Raw genomic sequence first — 17,608 nt, forward strand, 5'->3', positions numbered from 1 at the left:
CTAAATGCACGGGCGAGCGGAGTCAGCGGGGTGGGGTGTTGGGGCGTGAGTGGGACTTCTACCGGACAGACAGAGGTGCTAGCCCTGTCCAGAAGGAACTGGACAAGTGCAAGCTGACCAAGACCGAGAAAGCTCGCCTGAAAGTCCTCATGGAGCGGATCAAGCGCGGCACCACACTGTCAGGTGACGTCAAGCCGCTCGGTGGCGATCTGCGGGAGGCTCGCCTAGACGGCGATCATCGCATCTTCAGGCTCATCTACGTCGAGGAGCGCGAGGGACTGCTGCTCCTCGGGCTGACCTTCTTCCAGAAGAAGTCCCAGGCCACGCCTCTGCCAGCCAAGCGCACAGCGAACAAGCGGCTCAAGGAGTGGCGACAGCGTCGCTCAAGTGGCTGACTACAGGTTCACTGATATCGGTTCTAGGCGATACTGTAGCTACAGACTGAGGGATGGGGGTGCCATGGCTGCATTGGATGACCTGCTCGGCATCGAACCTGACGACCCTGCGATTGCTGCCGCGACTGAGGATGCTGAGGCCTACGCCGACCTGGTAGAGAGCCTCGTTGTGCTTCGCAGGAAGCGTGGCCTGACTCAGCGGGACGTTGCCGTGAGCATGGAGACGACACAGTCCACGGTGTCGGATTTCGAGAGAGTGGGTGGAGACGCTAGGTACTCCACCCTGCAGCGGTATGCACGAGCCGTAGGTGCCCGACTTTGCACCCTGGTGGCTGCCGGTGATGCACCCGTGACTCCCACCTGGCGGGTCGCGACGCAGATGCCGGTACAGCTGGTGGCCAAGGAGGCGGACCATCCACGAACTCGGACCAGCTGGCACCACTCCAGCGAAGGAACTGTGACCCTTCGGTGAGCAAGGAAGAGAAGAAGCCGAAGGCGGCTCCGTCATCGCTCGCTGAGCTGGTCAGCAGAGCAGAGGTGCAGGATGTCAGCTTCCTAGAACTGCACGGCACGCGCGCAGAAGCTGAAGACAGCGATGCCGCCGATGCCGACGACTCCAGTCCGCACATGCACGTCTGGTATCGCTCGGGAGAGGGCCACATCGGGGTGCGGTGCCGGTTGGACCTACGCACGTCAGAGGCTCGACTGGTGGCGGATGCAGCCGCAGAGTTCAGTGTGGATGGCCCACTACCGCAAGATGATCAGCTCAAGGAAGCGTTCACGGAACGGGTTGGTGTCGCCGTGGTGTACCCCTACCTGCGTGACGCGGTGCAACATCTTGCACAGAAGCTAGACATAGATGTTCCAGTCCTGTCTTTGATCGCCCACAAACTCTCTGTGTAGCGATCTTGCAGTCTTCTTGACTCCAGCCCGAGTCGAACCGCCCAATGCCCACATAGGCCGGCGGAGCGGCTTTGGGCTGGAGCTGCTTTGGGGCGAGTGATCTTGGCCCCGTAAGCTGATGGCGAGTCGGGCAGTCTGTGGACCTGCCCGGTAAAGCACGACGTTGGGGCCAAGATCTTAGAGGCTCGCCCCAAAGTGGCTGCCTAAAGCCGTGGAGCCGGCCGCCCCAGCCACGACATGGTCGTGACCTTGGCATCGCATCGCATCTCACCCCAGCCCCGGCCTGTTCTTCACCCCCTTGCGGGCGCGGGCGGGCGTCGACGCGCGGCCCCGGTGACGAAGGCAAGGAGGGGCGGCGCGGCGGCGACCGACCGGCGCCGCCGCGCTGTGCGCGGCACCTTCGATCTCCGATCGGACTGCTTGCAGTTCCAGGAGGCCGGGCGCGAGAGCGAGCGCAGCGAGCCTTGATGATGTAGGGAAACTCTTACCGCGCCATGCCCTGAGCGGCTGATCCCGGGGTGTCGGCAACGCGTTGATCTGGGCTACCGTGCGGTCTATGCCCTCTGGACTGGACACGCCTCACGGCGCGGCTGAACTGGCTGAGTCGCTCTTGCCTCCGCTTGGGAACCGCTGGCTGCACACTCAGGCGGTGGCGGCTAGGGCAAGCGAAGCATCCGCGGCCGTGTCCGAGGGCGACCGTGATCTGCTCGTCGCTGCTGCCTGGCTGCACGACATCGGCTACGCCCCGGAGCTGCGAGACACAGGCTTCCACCCGCTCGATGGTGCTCGTCATCTGGAAGCCCTTGGGGCACCCTCGCGGCTCGTCCGCCTCGTGGCCCATCACTCCGGGGCCGTGTACGAAGCTGAACAACGCGGCCTGTCTGCTGAACTTGACGCGTATGAGCGGGAGGACTCTCCCGTCCTCGACGCGCTGATCTACGCGGACATGACGACTGGGCCGGCCGGACAGTCCTTCGACTTCGATCACCGCATTGACGAGATCCTGGTGCGATACGAGCCGGGCAGTGAAGTGCACGACGCGATCAGCAAGGCGCGTCCGTACCTCGGGGCTGCCGTTGAGCGGACGCGCTCTCGCCTCGCTGGTCAGCCGACGTAGGGATCGGGGTTATCGGTCAGCCCGCGGTCGATCCGCATCCGCATCGACGGGTGGATGTTGAGGCCGTCCAGTTGGCTGGGGTGGACGAACGCCACTTCCTTGCTCTCGCTGCTCGTACGCAGTTCGCCGCCCACGATGCGGGCGCGGAAGCAGATCGAGAACTGTTGGCGCACCTCGCCATCGTCGTACGCCATGACGTGCGCCGGGTTGGTGTAGATGCCGACCAGTCCCGTCACCTCGACGTCGAAGCCGGTCTCTTCCTTGGTCTCGCGCACGGCAGCATCGGGCGCTGACTCGCCGACGTCCACGCCACCGCCGGGGAGCGCCCACAGGTTGTTGTCCGTCTTGTGGATCAGCAAGACTTCGCCTGCATCGTTAAGCGCCACTGCGGTGACGGACGGAACGATGCTGTTCGCCTTCGGGGCGTTCGGATCGTTGAAGTAGTCGACTCGGGCCATGTTCCAAGCCTTGCACGCTCCGTGAGGGGGTCGCGTGCCGCGGCTGCCTACTCGGGCCGGCCGCGCTCCCATGCGTAGTCGAAACTCCGCATGTAGTGCCGAAAGGACCGGGCTCCCGGGATGTAGCGGAAGTGCAGCACCGGGTTCTGCCCCGCGGGCGCTCCGAGTACGTGCGGGTTCACCAACACGTCGTCGTCGAACCGGTAGATCGAGTTGTAGAGGATCGTGTCGTGAAGCCGGACGTCGACGCCCGGCGTCGTCAGTGCCGGTTCGAGGTATCGCCGGGTGATCCTGGCGCGGGCGGCGAGATCGTCACCGATGCCCTCCTCCTCGCCGCGTTGGCGGACCATCTCCGAGTTCGGGTCACCGAGCAGGATGCGAACCTGCCCGCCGGCCTTCGCTTTCTCTGCCAACAGGTCTGGGAGGTCCGGGTGGCTGTCGAAGAGGAACAGTCCCGCGTAAACGAGGATGTCTACGTGGTCCCGCGCCTTCTCGATCAGCGATGACCACAGTGTGGCTGGCACTGCCCCACGATGCGGGTAGTACGTGATCAACTCGGAGGTGCTCGCCGACTCGGCTTGCTTCTGAACTCCGGGCCAGATGTAGACCTCGTCGACGCCCAGGAAGCTCGCGGCCTTCCAACGATGTCCCCGGTGCGGTGTGCGGTCCGTAGTGATCCACCGTTCCACGCTCTTGGGGTCCACCCCGACGTGCTGTGCCACGGACTGGATCGTCTCGCCCTTCGCTGAAATCGCCGCGCGCAGACGCTCGTTCGCCATGACGTGTCCTTCCATGGACGCCGTAGGGACGTTTTGACGATAGCTCAGACGTCCCCAAACGTCCATACGGACCGTGATGCGTCCACTACCTCTCACGGTCTCCTGATCTCACCGCCGGATGGCGGTTCAACTCCCGCTAGATCAGGAGAACAGACGATGCGTCAGATTCCCATCGACACCTCCACCGCCACCGTGATGGTGGCCCAGTCCCCCCAGCCGAAGGTGAAGGACCGCCGTACCGGCGAGCGCGCGATGGACGCCGAGACCGGCGCCGCGCTGTCGACCGTGGACGTGATGTTCGCGGCCAACGGTGAGGTCGAGATCCTGTCCGTGACCGTCCCCGAGTCCGGCATCTCCGGTGACCTGATGATGGGCACCCCGGTCGCGCTGACGGGGCTCATCGCCCGGCCGTGGGAGAACGAGTTCAACGGCCAGAAGCGCCACGGCATCGCCTTCCGCGCGGTCGCCGTGACCTCCCTCGCCGCCGGCACCTCGTCCTCGAAGGCGGCCTGAGCCATGACGTGGCTGATCGTCGCTCTGGTGCTGGTCGTCGCCGCTGCGGGTCTCCTGCGGTGGCGGCGCCCCGCCTGGTACTGGCTGACCTTCGGGGTCACCCTCGCCGCCCTGCGGGTCCTGGTCCGCTACGGCTCGGTCATGGAGGCCTGCGGGCTCACGGTCCCGGCCCCGCGCTGGCGCCTGACCCTGGCCCGGATGACCAACCGGCCGATCCCCGGCCCCCGTGCCCCGCGCGTCCTGCGGCTGCGGGTAACCCGTACCGGCCTGGTGCTGCGGCTCAAGCTCCGCCCGGGTCAGGACGCCTTCGACGTGGCGGCCTCGTGTGACCGGCTGCGGCACTCCTTCGCCCTGTACGGCGTCACCTCCCGTGAGCTGCGCTCGGGCGTGGTCGAGCTGCGGATGACCGGTTACGACGTGCTCAAGCGGGTGCAAATGCCGGCGCACGTCGACACCCGGCCGATGCGGGTCCCGGTTGCCCTGCGCGAGGACGGAGCGGTCCACTACCGGGACTACCGCACGGTTCCGCACGGGCTCACCCTCGGCGCCACGGAGTCCGGCAAGTCGGTCTATCAGCGCACCCTCGTTGCCGCGCTCGCGCCGCAACGGGTCGCCCTGGTCGGCATCGACTGCAAGCAAGGGGTGGAGCTGTTCCCGCTGGCACGACGGTTCTCCGCGCTCGCCGACAACCCCGACACCGCCGCCGAACTCCTCGACGCCCTCGTGTCCCACATGCAGGACGTGTATCAGCTCATCCGGTCTCACCAGCGGATCACCGCCGACGTGCCGGACGCGGAGATCGCCGCCGACATCTGGGACCTGCCCGAAGACCTGCGCCCGGTGCCGATCGTGGTCCTGGTCGACGAGGTCGCCGAACTCGCCCTCTTCGCCACCAGGGACGACGAGAAGCGCCGCGACAGGATCATCACCGCGCTCGCCCGGCTCGCTCAGCTCGGCCGTGCCGCCGGCGTCTACCTGGAGATCTGCGGGCAGCGCTTCGGCTCCGAACTCGGCAAGGGCATCACCATGCTCCGCGCCCAGCTCACCGGCCGCACTGCCCACCGCGTCAACGACGAATCCTCGGCGAACATGGCCTTCGGCGACATCGCCCCGGATGCCGTGCTGGCCGCGATCCAGATCCCCACCGACACGCCCGGCGTCGCCGTCACCGGTGACTCGTCCGGCGGCTGGGCCCGCATCCGCGCCCCGCACACCTCGCTGCGCCAGGCCGTGAACGTCTGCAACCGGCACGCCGACCTAACCCCGGACCTGCCCGCCCTCGCACCGTTCCGGCCCGCCCTCGGCACCCTCGCCTCGGTCCCGGCCCCGGCTGTCGAGTCGGCCCCGGCCGCCGCCTGACCCCCGCCCGGGAGGCACCCCATGCCCACCGCGAAGAAGCCCACCACCCGCCGCAAGACCACGCCGCCGGCGCCGGAACCCGCGAAGTGCCCCGACTGCGACGGCAAGGGCGAGACCCGCGAAACCGTCCGCGTCGGCGCCCGCAAGGGCCGTGTGACCGACGACCACCAAACCGCCCTGTGCCTCACCTGCTGGGGCACCGGCCACACCACCGACTGACCAGGAAGGGAGGACACCATGCCCCGCACCGTGTTCCGCGTGGATGCCGTCCTGGTCCAAGCCGTCATCGCCGGCGCCCTGTCCTTCGCTCACCTGCACGACCTCGCCGCCGCGGCCGGACAGGACGGCTGGAAGGCCTGGGCCTACCCGGTCTCCGTCGACCTGCTCCTGGTCGCCGCCTGGCGCCGACTGCGCGCCGACGGACCCTCCCGGCTGGCCTGGTGCTGGTTCCTGATCGCCCTGATCGCCTCACTCGGCGCCAACGTCGCCACCGCCGGACTCCTCGACCTGACCAACGTCCCGGCCTGGCTGCGCATCCTCGTCGCCGCCTGGCCTGCCCTGGCCTTCATGGGCGGAACCCTCCTCGTCCACTCACCCGCCGACCGCTCCTCGCCCCCGACGGCACCCGCCACCGCGGATCCGGAGCCCGTGCCCGAGGCGGAATCCGCCCCGGCCCCCGCTGCTGAGTCCACCCCAGAACCGGTCGACTCCGCCGACCACGCCCCGGCTCTCCCGCCCGCCGACCCGGCCCCGGTACCGCCGCCGGCCGTCCCGGTCCCGGCCGCGCTGGTCGACCACGCCCGAAAGGTCGCCGCCGACCACGAACACCGAACCGGCGCCCGGATCGACACCGACACCCTTCGCGCACGTCTCGGCGTCCCGCCGCACATGGCCGACGCCATCGCCGCCCAACTCGCCTGACTGAGAGGAGATCACCGTCATGCCTGCCCGCGACTTCTTCCACTCCGTGATGCGGATCGGACCGGTACAGATCGGCACCCACCGCGACCGCCACGGCCAGACCAAGCACGCCGCCGTGTGCAGCTCCGACGGCTGCGGCTGGTCCGCCGACTACACCAGCCAGTCCGCCGCACAGCTCGCCGCCCGCACCCACCGCTGCAAGGTCCGCTAGGAGGCCGCCATGGACGTCCCACTCTGGTTCGCCCTGCTCTGCGTCGGAGCCCTCGGCGTCAAGCTCATCCGCCCGCCCTGGTGGCTCATCGGCGTGCTCCTGCTCGGCGGCTTCCTCCTCGCCGACAGCGTCCTCGCCCCGGTCATCGACACCGCCCTCAAGTAGCCACGGAAGGAGGAACGTCCATGTTCCGCCCCAAGCTCCCGACCATGCCCCAGCCCACCGGCATCGTCACCCCGCCCGCCGTCATCGAACCGACCACGATCACGCCCGGCACCCCGACCACGCCCACGGCCCCGGCCGCCCCGGTCCCGGCCTCGACCCTGCCCACGATCCAGCTCACGCCCGGCACAGCGCTCGCCCTCGTCGGGGGCGGTACCGCCGTGGTCCTGATCGTCGGCGCCGTTCTGGTCTCCATGCTCTTGGCGGTCGCCATCACCGGCGTCTCGGTCGCCGTCTGCGCCGTCGTCCTGCGTTCCCTGCTCGCCTCCGACAACCGGCGCCGCTAACGGCCCCCAGGGCGGCTCTCTCGCCAAAGAACCGCCGCCCCGGGCGCCTTCCCACCTTCCAGACCCAACGGACCCGAAAGGCACGCCCATGATGCCCCAGCACGCCTCGACCACTCGCGTCTGCCGCGACTGCGACGGCTTCCCGACCGTCGCCATCACCACCGGCACCCGCCACCCCGACGGGACCCGCGCCACCCTCCGGATCACCTGCCCGACCTGCAAGGGCACCGGCCACGCCACCTCCACCGCCCTCGTCCGCGCCGGGCGGTGACTGTCATGGCCCTGCTGAATTGGCGCTCCTCGGAGCACTACGACCACACCGGCGACCAGCCGTGCGTGATCTGCGCCAAGCCCACCCCACTGCGCTCCGACCGCGGCAATGCCGTGCACAAGGTCTGCGCGGAGGACTGGATCGACCGCCACACGGACAAGGGGGACGACGCGTGACCAAAGCCGTCACCCCGGCGAGCCTGGACCCGATCACCCTCAGCGATTTGCTGCGGGTGGCCGGGTCCCCCGGCTTCGACCGCTGGCAAGACCAGGTCAAGCGCACCGGCGGCTGCTCCGACCCGATCCACCTGACTGGCTGGACGATCCACAAGGACAAGGCCACCGGCGAGACCCTGCACCACTACTCGACCACCGACGAGCCGGGCGGACGGCTGCGCGTCGCCTGCGGCAACCGCCGCGCCTCCCGCTGCCCCGCCTGCGCCTGGACCTACGCGGGCGACACGTACCACCTGATCCGTGCCGGGCTCGCCGGTGACGACCGCCGCGACATCCCCGCCACCGTCCGGGATCACCCGCGGGTCTTCGCCACCCTCACCGCCCCCTCCTTCGGCTCGGTCCACAACCGGCCCGACCGAGGCGCCTGCCGCTGCGGTGCTCACCACGCCCCGGACGCCTCGGAGCTGGGTACCGCCCTCGACCCGGCGACGTACGACTACGCGGGCGCGGTGCTGTTCAACAACTACGCCGGGCAGCTCTGGCAGCGCTTCACCAACCGGCTTCGCCGCGAGATCGCCGCCCGCGCCGGCATCACCCAACGTGAACTCAAGGAGTGCGCCCGGCTGTCGTACGGCAAGGTCGCCGAGTTCCAGAAGCGCGGCGCCGTGCACTTCCACGCCGTGATCCGCATCGACGGACCCGACGGGCCCGACACCCCGCCGCCTTCCTGGGCCACGGTCGATCTCCTCGCCGACGCGATCCGCGCCGCCGCCGCGCACTCGTACACCTCGGTCTCGGTCCCGGCCGCCGCCGACCAACCGGCCCGCACCTTCCGGTGGGGCACACAGCTCGACGTACGGCCCGTGAAGGCGTTCGGAGACGGCTCCGACATCACTGAACAAGCCGTTGCCTCCTACGTCGCCAAGTACGCCACCAAAGCGGCTGAGAACACCGGCACCCTCGACCGCCGGGTGGGGGAGCTGTCCGAACTCGACCGCCACGGCGTCCCCGACCACGCCCGCCGCCTCATCGCCGCATGCAAAGCACTCGATCCGCTCTACCCCGACCGGCGCCTATGGGCCTGGGCACACATGCTCGGCTTCCGCGGCCACTTCTCCAGCAAGAGCCGCCGCTACTCGACCACCCTCGGCGCCCTCCGCCAGACGCGCGCCGACTACCGCGCCGCACAGGAGCACGCCGGCCTCAGCCTGGATGACCGCGAGCCGGAGACCGTGCTCGTCCTGACCGACTGGCAGTACGCCGGCCACGGCCACACCCCCGGCGAATCCGTGCTCGCCGCCACCATCGCCCGGGATCTCCAACTCAATCGGGAGACCGCCCGCGAAGCCATGCGAGACCAATTGGCCCTGGAAGGAGCCGCCGCGTGACCACCGCAACTGTTGAATTGCTGACCGTGCCAGAGGTCATGGCGCGGCTTAAGTACAGCCGTTCGAAGGTGTACGACCTGATCAGGGAAAAGCGGCTCGTCTCAATCACCGAAGGTCGCTGCCGTCGGATTCCCGAGAGCGCTGTTCAGGACTACATCCGCGCACGTCTTGAAGAGGCTTGCTGATGGCACGTCAGCGAAGGCGCAACCCCAATGGGTCCGGCACGGTCACCAAGCGCGCTGATGGCCGGTACCAGGCTGCGGTGTACGTCCCTCAGCCTGACGGGACAGTGAAGCGGAAGTTCGCGTACGGCAAGACGTACGACGAATGCGACCAGAAGCGCCGGGATCTCCTCGACCGTGCCAAGGGTGGCATCCCGACACCGACGCGGGACATGACCTTGGGACAGTGGTTCGACTACTGGCTTGAGGTCATCGTCAAGCCGAACCTGAAGCCCAAGAGCTACGAGACGTACGAGCAGGCCGTGCGCAACCACCTTCGGCAGCGTCTCGGGTCCAAGGTCATGGTCCGGCTGGGCGTCGCGGAGCTGCGCGGGGTCATTCAGCGGCTCGCAGAGGAGAGGGGACCCAAGACTGCCAAGCAGGCTCTTCGGGTCCTCTCAGCGGCGCTCACGGCCGCGATGGTGGAAGACATCGGCCTGACTCGAAACGTGGCCAAGCTCGTCCACATCCGTGCGACGACCGACAGCGGCAAGAGCTGGGATGCCGTGACGGTTCTCCGCTTCCTGGCTGCGGCTCGGGGGCTGACCGTGTACTACCCGGCGTTCCTGCTGCTCTGCCTGCTCGGTCTCCGCCGTGCCGAGGTGTGCGGCCTGCGCTGGGAGAACGTCGACCTCGACAACCGGATTCTCTGGGTGGAACAGCAACGGCAGCGTTCCAGCGCCGGGACGATCGACTTGGACCCCAAGACCGAGACATCCAGGGCGCCCCTTCCCCTGCCGGCGCAGTGCATCGCGCCTCTGCGCTGGACTCGGATGCGTACGGCCATGCTGCGGGATCGCGCGATCAGTCAGGGACGCTCCTGGTTCGAAGACCCGGACGGGCACGTCTTCATCTCGCGGACGGGTCACCCGCTCCTGGCATCAAACCTGTACCTGACCATGCAGCGGATCATCAGGGCGGAGGGGTTGGACAAGATGAACCCCAAGGGGCTGCGGAAGTCCTGCGGCACGCTGCTGGTTCACCTCAAGGTGCACCCGAGGATCGTCAAGGCCATCCTTCGGCACAGCCGCATCGCGACGACGATGGACATCTACGCTGAGGCACTGACGCCCGACATCATCGAAGCGGTGGGACAGCTTGACCGCCTGCTGCGACAGCCGGCCCGGATCCGAGCGTTGGATGTCGACGGATCGGGCCTCGACAGTCGTTGATGTCGCCGTTAGATGTCACGGCCCCTTCCTCTGCGAATAGGCGCAGGTGGAGGGGCCGTTTTCGTCGGTCAAGCCGACATCATCCCATTAGCTAATCGTTACCTGGCGTGACCTGGCACACAGCTCGGCCAGAGCGTCGGCCGTCACGGGCGAAACCACGCCCTCCTCGGTGACGATCGCCGTCACCAACTCGGGCGGGGTCACGTCGAACGCCGGGTTGTACGCCTGGGTCCCCAGGGGTGCCACCGGAATCCCGCCTCCCGCTCCGGTCACCGGCACCTGAGGCGCTGTGATCTCGGTCACTTCGTATCCGGGACGCTGTTCGACCTCGATGGACGCCCCGTCCCTGGTGCCCCGATCCACCGTCGTGAGCGGCGCCACCACGATGAACGGCACGTGGTGGTACCTGGCGAGCACGGCGAGCGGATAGCTCCCCACCTTGTTCGCCACCGAACCGTCGGCCGCGATGCGGTCCGCGCCGATGAGCACCGCGTCCACCTCACCCGCCGCGAACAGCGAACCGGCCGCGTTGTCGGTGAGCAGGGTGTACGCCATGCCGTTGCGGGCCGCCTCGTATGCCGTCAGGCGAGCACCTTGCAGCAACGGACGCGTTTCGTCCACCCACAGGCGCCGCAGACGCCCCGACCGGTGCGCCGCGAGCGCCACCGCGAAGGCGGTCCCCTCGCCGCCCGACACCAGCGCACCGGTGTTGCAGTGCGTGAGGACTCGGTGCCCGCCGGCGGGCAGCAGCTCGTCCAGCAGCGCCGACCCGTGCGCGGCCATCCGGACGCTGGCCTCTGCGTCCTCCCGGTGCACCGCCCGGGCCGCGGCCAGGGCGGCCGCGGCGGCCTGCCCGGTGTCGCCGGTCCTGGCGAGCGCCTCCTGGTGGGCCGCGTGCGCCCGACCGACACCGACGGCGAGGTTCACCGCGGTGGGACGGGCCCCCGCCAGCGCGGCCGCCGCCTCCTCCACCTCGAAGCCCCGGACGGCGGCGAGCGCGACGCCGTAGGCGCCCGCGACACCGAGCAGGGGTGCCCCGCGCACCGCGAGCGAGCGGATCGCCTCCACGAGCGCGGACGGGTCCGTGCAGACCAGCTCGACCTCCTCGACCGGCAGCCTGGTCTGGTCCAGCAGGACCAGCACCGGGCCCTCTGGTGGTTCCTCCCAGCGCAGTGCCGGGATCTCGGTCGGCCGCTTGTCCTCGCCGCTTCGCGCGTCCTGATCAGCCATGCGGTCAGTCTGCCCCCTATCCGGCGGACAATTGAAGGTGCGCAGCCCATACCGCGCCCGGTCCGCAGCCGACCACCCCATGGCACGATGGCTGCCAACCTGCCGCCGCGCCCGCGGACGGGCACCGTGAAGGAGCGACGATGAACGACACTCCGGGCTGGGCCTCGCCCGGATCCGCCCCGTCCGACGGGCGGGAGCCCGGCGCGTCCGGCCCCGCCGAGCCCGCCGACCGTCCCGCCGAGCCCGCCGACCGCCCCGGCGTCCCCGATCAGCCCGCGCGGCCCGCGGACCAGCCGGGCGCGGAGCCGACGGGCCCCGGCACGAAGTGGTCCAAGGAGCAGCCGCCCCCCGGCCAGTGGTCGGCGCCGACCGGCCCCGAGCAGAGCCCGCCGCCCCCGCCGCCGAACCAGGGCTGGGGCGCCCCGCCTCCAGGTGGACCCGGCGGCTACGGCGGCCCGGGCGGCTACGGCGGCCAGGGCGGGGCCTACGGCGGTTACGGCCCCCCTGGTGGGCCCGGCGGCTGGGGAGGCGGCTGGGGCGGCCCCCCGCCCGCGGCCAAGCCCGGCGTGATCCCGCTCCGCCCGCTCGGTGTCGGCGAGATCCTCGACGGCGCCGTCTCCACCATGCGCACCTACTGGCGCACGGTCCTCGGTATCTCGCTGACCATCGCGGTGTTCACGGAGATCGTCGTCGTGCTGCTCCAGGGCCTCGTCCTGGACGACACCAGCTCCGAGGTCCTCAACGACCCCGACGCCACCCTCGGTGAACTCGGCGACGCCCTGGCCGAGACCACGCTCAACTCGGGCGTCGTCTTCCTGATCTCGCTGATCGGCACCGTCCTGGCCACCGCCCTGCTCACGACCGTCACCAGTCGGGCCGTGCTCGGCAGGCCGGTGGCGATCGGGGAGGCCTGGCGGGACGCCCGCCCCCAGGTGGCGAAGCTCTTCGGCCTGATCGTCCTGCTGCTGCTCATCGTCGCCGGCATCGTCACGGTCGGCATGGCCCCGGGTCTCCTCGTGTCCGCCGCGGGGGGCGGCGACGCGGGCGTGGCCCTGGCCGTACTGGGCGCTCTGGCGGCCGGTGTCCTCACGGCGTGGCTCATGGTCCGGCTCTCGCTGGCCTCCCCCGCGCTGATGCTGGAGAAGCAGGGCATCAAGCAGGCGATGAGCCGCTCCCTGAAGCTGGTCCGCGGCTCCTGGTGGCGGGTCTTCGGCATCCAGCTGCTCGCGACGATCATCGCGACCGTCGTCGCGTCGATCATCGCCATTCCGTTCGCCTTCCTGGCCGCGGCCCTCGGCAGCGACGGCATCGGCGGCTTCCTCGACGGCACCGGGAACCTCGGCTGGACCTTCCTCATCGTCAGCGGCATCGGCTCGGTGATCGGCTCCATGATCACCTTCCCGATCACGGCCGGCGTCACCGTGCTGCTGTACATCGACCAGCGCATTCGTCGCGAGGCCCTCGACCTCGAACTGGCCCGTGCCGCCGGCCTCCCGGGTTCCGGCGCCTCCGGCACCACTCCGGGGAGCTGATGCGGTGAGCCCGGCGGGGGGAGTGCTCACAGAGGTGCTGTCACGCGCCGCCGTACGGACGTCGTCCCACGCCGGCGACACCTCCGTGCTGTCGCTGCCGCGGGCCGGTGACGAACCGCCGGTGACGATCCCGCGCGACCCCGCGCGGGAGGCGGCCCGGGACGAGCTGTCCAAGCGGATGTACCACGAGAACGACCCCAGCTGGTTCCAGCGGGCCCTGAACGCCTTCTGGGACTGGATCGACGAGCTGTTCAACAGGGCGTCCACCGCGACGCCCGGGGGGACGCTCGGCCTGGTGGTCATCATCGTGGCCGTCCTGGCGGTGCTGGGCGCCCTCTGGTGGCGCCTGGGCACCCCGCGCCGCGGGCCGGCCTCCGCCCCCGCCCTCTTCGACGACCGTCCGCGCAGCGCCGCCGACCACCGCGCCGCGGCCGAGGCACACGCCGCCCAGCGGCACTGGAACCAGGCGGTCCAGGAACGCATGCGGGCCGTCGTCCGCGCACTGGAGGAACGAGCCCTTCTGGACATCCGCCCCGGCCGCACCGCCGACGAGGCGGCCACCGAGGCCGGCCGCGCCCTGCCCGCCCACGGCGACCGGCTGCGCGCCGCGGCCCGGGACTTCGACGACGTCACGTACGGCGGCCGTCCCGGCACCGAGCAGGCGTACCGACGCCTGACCGAACTCGACCGCGACCTGGAGCGCACCAAGCCGCAGCCGGTGGCCGGCCGCACGGCCGGCAGCGGGGACTCGAACACCTCGTGGGGAGCCGCCGGATGACCACCGAGGCCACGCTCCCCACCACCTCGGCCTCGCCCACCGCCCGCCAGGTGTGGACCCGCGCACGGGGCATCGCCCTCGCCCTCGTCGTCCTGCTCGCCGGTGCCGTGGCGATCGCCGTCGTCCGCTCCGACGCCCGCCACGGGGAACTCGACCCGCGCTCCGCCGACCCCTACGGCAGCCGGGCGGTCGCCGAACTCCTCGCCGACCGGGGAGTGTCCACGCGCGTGGTGACCACCCTGGACGAGGCACGCGCCGCGGCCGGCCCGGACACCACCCTCCTCGTCGCCGTCCCCGACCTGCTGACCGGACGTCAGCAGACGCAGCTGCACGCGGCGACCGAGGGCTCGGGCGGCCGTACCCTCCTGGTGGCCCCCGGCGGCCCCGCCGTCGAACGCCTCGCCCCGGGCGTCACCGCGGATCCCGCGCTCAGCTTCGACTCCACACTGGCCCCCGAATGCGCCCTGCCGGCCGCCCGAAGCGCAGGCACCGCCGACACCGGTGGCGTCCGCTACAGCAGCGACCACATCGAGGCCGAGGCCTGCTACCCCAGCCGGCGCCTGGCCACCCTGCTGCGCATCCCGGACACGTCCGCGAAGTCTCCCCAGGAGCGCACCCCGGGCGACACCGTCGTCCTGGGCGCCCCCGACATCCTCTACAACGACCGCCTCGACGAGCACGGCAACGCCTCGCTCGCCCTGCAACTCCTCGGCTCCCGCGCACACCTGGTCTGGTACCTCCCCTCGCTCACCGGCGCCACCACCCCGGACGACGAACGCAGCCTCTTCGACCTGCTCCCCTCGGGCTGGCTCTGGGGCACCCTGCAACTCTTCGTCGCCGCGGCCCTCGCGGCCCTGTGGCGGGCACGCCGACTAGGCCCCCTGGTGCCGGAGAACCTTCCCGTGGCGATCCGCGCCTCCGAGACCGTCGAAGGCCGCGCCCGCCTCTACCGCAAGGCGAACGCCCGCGACCGCGCCGCCACCGCTCTTCGCTCCGCCACCCGCACCCGCCTCGCCTCCCTCGTCGGCGTCCCCGTCGCCCAGGCGCACGCGCCCGAGGCCCTGCTCCCCGCCCTGTCCGCCCACCTCACCGGCGAACACGACGGCGGACAGGCCCTGCACACCCTCCTCTTCGGCCCGCCGCCCGGCGACGACGCGGCCCTCACAGCCCTCGCCGACCAACTCGACGCCCTCGAAAGAGAGGTACGCCGTCCATGATGGACCCGACCACTGACAACGCCGGGCGGACCGGGAACCCGGGCGACGCCCGCGCCTCCCTGGAGGCCCTGCGCGCCGAGATCGCGAAGGCCGTGGTCGGCCAGGACGCCGCCGTCACCGGTCTCGTCGTAGCGCTCCTGTGCCGCGGCCACGTGCTCCTGGAAGGCGTCCCCGGAGTCGCCAAGACCCTCCTCGTGCGCGCCCTCGCCGCCGCCACCGAACTCGACACCAAACGCGTCCAGTTCACCCCCGACCTGATGCCGAGCGACGTCACCGGCTCCCTCGTCTACGACGCCCGCACCGCCGAGTTCTCCTTCCAGCCCGGTCCCGCGTTCACCAACCTCCTGCTCGCCGACGAGATCAACCGCACGCCCCCGAAGACCCAGTCGTCCCTCCTCGAAGCCATGGAGGAACGCCAGATCACGGTCGACGGCACGCCCCGTCCCCTCCCTGAGCCCTTCCTGGTCGCGGCGACCCAGAACCCGGTCGAGTACGAGGGCACCTATCCCCTGCCCGAAGCCCAGCTGGACCGCTTCCTCCTCAAGCTGACCGTCCCCCTCCCCTCCCGGCAGGACGAGATCGACGTCCTCACCCGCCACGCCTCGGGCTTCAACCCGCGTGACCTGCGCGCCGCCGGCGTACGCCCCGTGGCGAGCGCCGCCGATCTGGAGGCCGCCCGCGCTGAGGTCGCCAAGACGACCGTCTCCCCCGAGATCACGGGGTACGTCGTCGACATCTGCCGGGCCACCCGCGAGTCGCCGTCCCTCACCCTCGGCGTCTCCCCGCGCGGAGCCACGGCCCTGCTCTCGACGGCCCGCGCGTGGGCCTGGCTGACGGGCCGCGACTACGTCACCCCCGACGACGTGAAGGCCCTGGCCCTGCCCACCCTCCGGCACCGGGTGCAGCTCCGTCCGGAGGCCGAGATGGAGGGCGTGACCACGGACTCCGTGGTCAACGCGATCCTCGCCCACGTCCCCGTGCCCCGCTGATGGCCTTCACCGGACGCGCCGCGCTCCTGGCGGCCCTGGGCTCCGTCCCCGTCGGCATCTGGGAACCGGGTCTGACGGGGATCCTCGCGGTCAACGTCCCACTGGCCGCGGCCTGCGCCTGCGACTTCGCCCTGGCCGCCCCCGTACGGCGTCTGCGCCTGTCCCGCAGCGGCGACACGTCCACCCGTCTGGGCGACACCGCCGACATCACACTGACGGTCGCCAACCCGTCCAACCGCCCGCTTCGGGCCCACCTCCGCGACGCCTGGCCGCCCAGCAGCTGGCGGGCCGGCGGGGAGGCGGCGGACTCCAGTCACCGGGTGACGGTGCCCGCCGGTGAACGCCGGCGCGTCACCACGCGTCTGCGGCCCACGCGCCGCGGCGACCACCGGTCGGACCGCGTCACGATCCGCTCGTACGGGCCGCTGGGGCTCTTCACCCGCCAGGGCACCCACCGGGTCCCGTGGACGGTACGCGTCCTGCCGCCTTTCGCCAGCCGCAAGCATCTCCCCTCGAAGCTGTCCCGCCTCCGCGAACTCGACGGCCGTACGAGTCTGCTCACCCGCGGCGAGGGCACGGAGTTCGACAGCCTGCGTGAGTACGTCCCGGGCGACGACACCCGTGCCATCGACTGGCGGGCGACCGCTCGTCAGACCACTGTCGCCGTACGCACCTGGCGCCCGGAGCGGGACCGGCACATCCTGCTCGTCCTCGACACCGGTCGCACCTCCGCCGGCCGTGTCGGTGACGCCCCCCGGCTGGACGCCTCCATGGACGCGGCCCTGCTCCTGGCGGCGCTGGCCTCCCGCGCGGGCGACCGCGTGGACCTTCTCGCGTACGACCGTCGGGTGCGCGCTCGTGTACAGGGCCGCACGGCGAGCGATGTGCTTCCGTCACTGGTCAACGCGATGGCCGCTCTGGAGCCGGAGCTCGTGGAGACCGACGCCCGCGGTCTCACCGCCACGGCCCTGCGCTCGGCTCCTCGCCGTTCTCTGGTCGTCCTGCTCACGACGCTCGACGCCGCCCCGATCGAAGAGGGGCTTCTCCCGGTCCTGCCCCGACTGACTCAGCGCCATACGGTGCTCCTGGCGTCGGTGGCGGATCCCCAGATCGCGCATATGGCCAGGGCGCGCGGTACCACGGACGCGGTCTACGAGGCCGCGGCGGCCGCACAGGCCCAGTCGGAACGCGATCGCACCGCCGACCAGCTCCGCCGGCACGGCGTCACGGTAGTCGACGCGACCCCGGAAAACCTCGCCCCGGCACTGGCAGACGCCTATCTCGAACTGAAGGCAGCAGGACGTCTATGACCGGCGGGGCAGCCCGCCCCGCCGCTCTCCCGGAAATCCCTCACCACCTCCGGAGTTCCCCCTAAACGCAGAAAACCCCGCACCGTTCCCGGTGCGGGGTCTTCTCGCAATAATTGTTCGGCGGCGTCCTACTCTCCCACAGGGTCCCCCCTGCAGTAC

The 17,608-nt window shown here is 70.6% G+C and carries 24 protein-coding genes; 21 read left to right on the forward strand and 3 right to left on the reverse strand.

All coding sequences use genetic code 11. From position 1 onward, the window contains the following. Positions 1-35: 35 nt before the first annotated feature. The 4 genes from ACGF5T_RS15045 (at position 36) to ACGF5T_RS15060 (ending at position 2,415) form a co-directional block, all read left to right on the forward strand. Positions 36-395 carry a type II toxin-antitoxin system RelE/ParE family toxin gene (locus tag ACGF5T_RS15045; RefSeq protein ID WP_366768793.1) on the forward strand — a complete coding sequence of 120 codons (360 nt, stop codon included), beginning with the start codon at positions 36-38 and terminating at the stop codon, positions 393-395. Between the two features lie 64 nt (positions 396-459). Then, positions 460-867: a helix-turn-helix transcriptional regulator gene (locus ACGF5T_RS15050; RefSeq protein ID WP_366768804.1), complete on the forward strand. Its 408-nt coding sequence runs from the start codon at positions 460-462 to the stop codon at positions 865-867. Further along, entirely contained in the window at positions 864-1,298 is a 435-nt protein-coding gene (locus tag ACGF5T_RS15055; protein ID WP_366768792.1) for a hypothetical protein, read from the forward strand. Before ACGF5T_RS15050 ends, ACGF5T_RS15055 begins: the two co-directional genes overlap by 4 nt. 556 nt (positions 1,299-1,854) lie before the next feature. Beyond that, positions 1,855-2,415 (forward strand): HDIG domain-containing metalloprotein, encoded by a 561-nt coding sequence (locus ACGF5T_RS15060; RefSeq protein ID WP_366768791.1) that lies wholly within the window; start codon positions 1,855-1,857, stop codon positions 2,413-2,415. On the opposite strand, the gene ACGF5T_RS15065 is transcribed toward ACGF5T_RS15060, so the two are convergent. Further along, positions 2,403-2,873 (reverse strand): NUDIX domain-containing protein, encoded by a 471-nt coding sequence (locus ACGF5T_RS15065; protein WP_359191878.1) that lies wholly within the window; start codon positions 2,871-2,873, stop codon positions 2,403-2,405. The genes ACGF5T_RS15060 and ACGF5T_RS15065 overlap by 13 nt on opposite strands. A gap of 47 nt (positions 2,874-2,920) precedes the next feature. Further along, positions 2,921-3,652, reverse strand: coding sequence for an XRE family transcriptional regulator (locus ACGF5T_RS15070; RefSeq protein ID WP_366768790.1), 732 nt, complete (start codon positions 3,650-3,652; stop codon positions 2,921-2,923). Between the two features lie 156 nt (positions 3,653-3,808). On the opposite strand from ACGF5T_RS15070, the gene ACGF5T_RS15075 reads away from it, so the two are divergent. From ACGF5T_RS15075 to xerC, 12 genes are all read left to right on the forward strand, one after another. After that, complete coding sequence (locus ACGF5T_RS15075) at positions 3,809-4,165, forward strand: hypothetical protein (protein WP_366768789.1); 357 nt, start codon at positions 3,809-3,811, stop codon at positions 4,163-4,165. A gap of 3 nt (positions 4,166-4,168) precedes the next feature. After that, entirely contained in the window at positions 4,169-5,524 is a 1,356-nt protein-coding gene (locus ACGF5T_RS15080) for an FtsK/SpoIIIE domain-containing protein (protein WP_366768788.1), read from the forward strand. Positions 5,525-5,545: 21 nt separating this feature from the next. Beyond that, positions 5,546-5,743: a hypothetical protein gene (locus ACGF5T_RS15085; protein ID WP_366768787.1), complete on the forward strand. Its 198-nt coding sequence runs from the start codon at positions 5,546-5,548 to the stop codon at positions 5,741-5,743. An 18-nt stretch (positions 5,744-5,761) separates the two neighbouring features. Beyond that, on the forward strand, positions 5,762-6,445 hold the full coding sequence (locus tag ACGF5T_RS15090) for a DUF2637 domain-containing protein (RefSeq protein ID WP_366768786.1): 684 nt from the start codon (positions 5,762-5,764) through the stop codon (positions 6,443-6,445). 19 nt (positions 6,446-6,464) lie between these two features. Further along, entirely contained in the window at positions 6,465-6,656 is a 192-nt protein-coding gene (locus ACGF5T_RS15095; protein ID WP_007387681.1) for a mobile element transfer protein, read from the forward strand. A 9-nt stretch (positions 6,657-6,665) separates the two neighbouring features. Then, complete coding sequence (locus ACGF5T_RS15100) at positions 6,666-6,821, forward strand: hypothetical protein (RefSeq protein WP_355160939.1); 156 nt, start codon at positions 6,666-6,668, stop codon at positions 6,819-6,821. A gap of 20 nt (positions 6,822-6,841) precedes the next feature. Next, a complete protein-coding gene (locus ACGF5T_RS15105; protein WP_366768785.1) occupies positions 6,842-7,165 on the forward strand; it encodes a SpdD-like protein in 324 nt (107 codons plus the stop codon). Positions 7,166-7,256: 91 nt separating this feature from the next. Further along, positions 7,257-7,436 carry a hypothetical protein gene (locus ACGF5T_RS15110; RefSeq protein WP_366768803.1) on the forward strand — a complete coding sequence of 60 codons (180 nt, stop codon included), beginning with the start codon at positions 7,257-7,259 and terminating at the stop codon, positions 7,434-7,436. 5 nt (positions 7,437-7,441) lie between these two features. Then, positions 7,442-7,612 (forward strand): hypothetical protein, encoded by a 171-nt coding sequence (locus ACGF5T_RS15115; protein ID WP_366768784.1) that lies wholly within the window; start codon positions 7,442-7,444, stop codon positions 7,610-7,612. After that, complete coding sequence (gene repSA / locus ACGF5T_RS15120; RefSeq protein ID WP_366768783.1) at positions 7,609-9,000, forward strand: replication initiator protein RepSA; 1,392 nt, start codon at positions 7,609-7,611, stop codon at positions 8,998-9,000. Before ACGF5T_RS15115 ends, repSA begins: the two co-directional genes overlap by 4 nt. Further along, entirely contained in the window at positions 8,997-9,185 is a 189-nt protein-coding gene (locus tag ACGF5T_RS15125) for a helix-turn-helix domain-containing protein (protein ID WP_366768782.1), read from the forward strand. Before repSA ends, ACGF5T_RS15125 begins: the two co-directional genes overlap by 4 nt. Continuing rightward, positions 9,185-10,393 carry a tyrosine-type recombinase/integrase gene (gene xerC / locus ACGF5T_RS15130; RefSeq protein ID WP_366768781.1) on the forward strand — a complete coding sequence of 403 codons (1,209 nt, stop codon included), beginning with the start codon at positions 9,185-9,187 and terminating at the stop codon, positions 10,391-10,393. The genes ACGF5T_RS15125 and xerC overlap by 1 nt, the downstream gene beginning before the upstream one ends. Before the next feature lie 87 nt (positions 10,394-10,480). Here xerC and mtnA read toward each other — a convergent pair whose 3' ends face one another. Then, positions 10,481-11,623: an S-methyl-5-thioribose-1-phosphate isomerase gene (mtnA, locus tag ACGF5T_RS15135; RefSeq protein ID WP_356612070.1), complete on the reverse strand. Its 1,143-nt coding sequence runs from the start codon at positions 11,621-11,623 to the stop codon at positions 10,481-10,483. Positions 11,624-11,763: 140 nt separating this feature from the next. On the opposite strand from mtnA, the gene ACGF5T_RS15140 reads away from it, so the two are divergent. The 5 genes from ACGF5T_RS15140 to ACGF5T_RS15160 are packed head-to-tail and all read left to right on the forward strand — an operon-like array spanning position 11,764 to position 17,449. Further along, entirely contained in the window at positions 11,764-13,155 is a 1,392-nt protein-coding gene (locus ACGF5T_RS15140) for a glycerophosphoryl diester phosphodiesterase membrane domain-containing protein (RefSeq protein WP_366768780.1), read from the forward strand. Positions 13,156-13,159: 4 nt separating this feature from the next. Next, on the forward strand, positions 13,160-13,933 hold the full coding sequence (locus ACGF5T_RS15145; RefSeq protein ID WP_392888038.1) for a DUF4129 domain-containing protein: 774 nt from the start codon (positions 13,160-13,162) through the stop codon (positions 13,931-13,933). After that, entirely contained in the window at positions 13,930-15,150 is a 1,221-nt protein-coding gene (locus ACGF5T_RS15150; protein ID WP_366768779.1) for a DUF4350 domain-containing protein, read from the forward strand. The genes ACGF5T_RS15145 and ACGF5T_RS15150 overlap by 4 nt, the downstream gene beginning before the upstream one ends. After that, positions 15,150-16,139 carry a MoxR family ATPase gene (locus tag ACGF5T_RS15155; protein WP_356612169.1) on the forward strand — a complete coding sequence of 330 codons (990 nt, stop codon included), beginning with the start codon at positions 15,150-15,152 and terminating at the stop codon, positions 16,137-16,139. Before ACGF5T_RS15150 ends, ACGF5T_RS15155 begins: the two co-directional genes overlap by 1 nt. Continuing rightward, complete coding sequence (locus tag ACGF5T_RS15160; RefSeq protein ID WP_366768778.1) at positions 16,139-17,449, forward strand: DUF58 domain-containing protein; 1,311 nt, start codon at positions 16,139-16,141, stop codon at positions 17,447-17,449. Before ACGF5T_RS15155 ends, ACGF5T_RS15160 begins: the two co-directional genes overlap by 1 nt. Positions 17,450-17,608 lie beyond the last annotated feature (159 nt).

Origin of the sequence: Streptomyces sp. NPDC047853, assembly GCF_043204535.1 — a bacterium.
Taxonomy (GTDB): Bacteria; Actinomycetota; Actinomycetes; order Streptomycetales; family Streptomycetaceae; genus Streptomyces.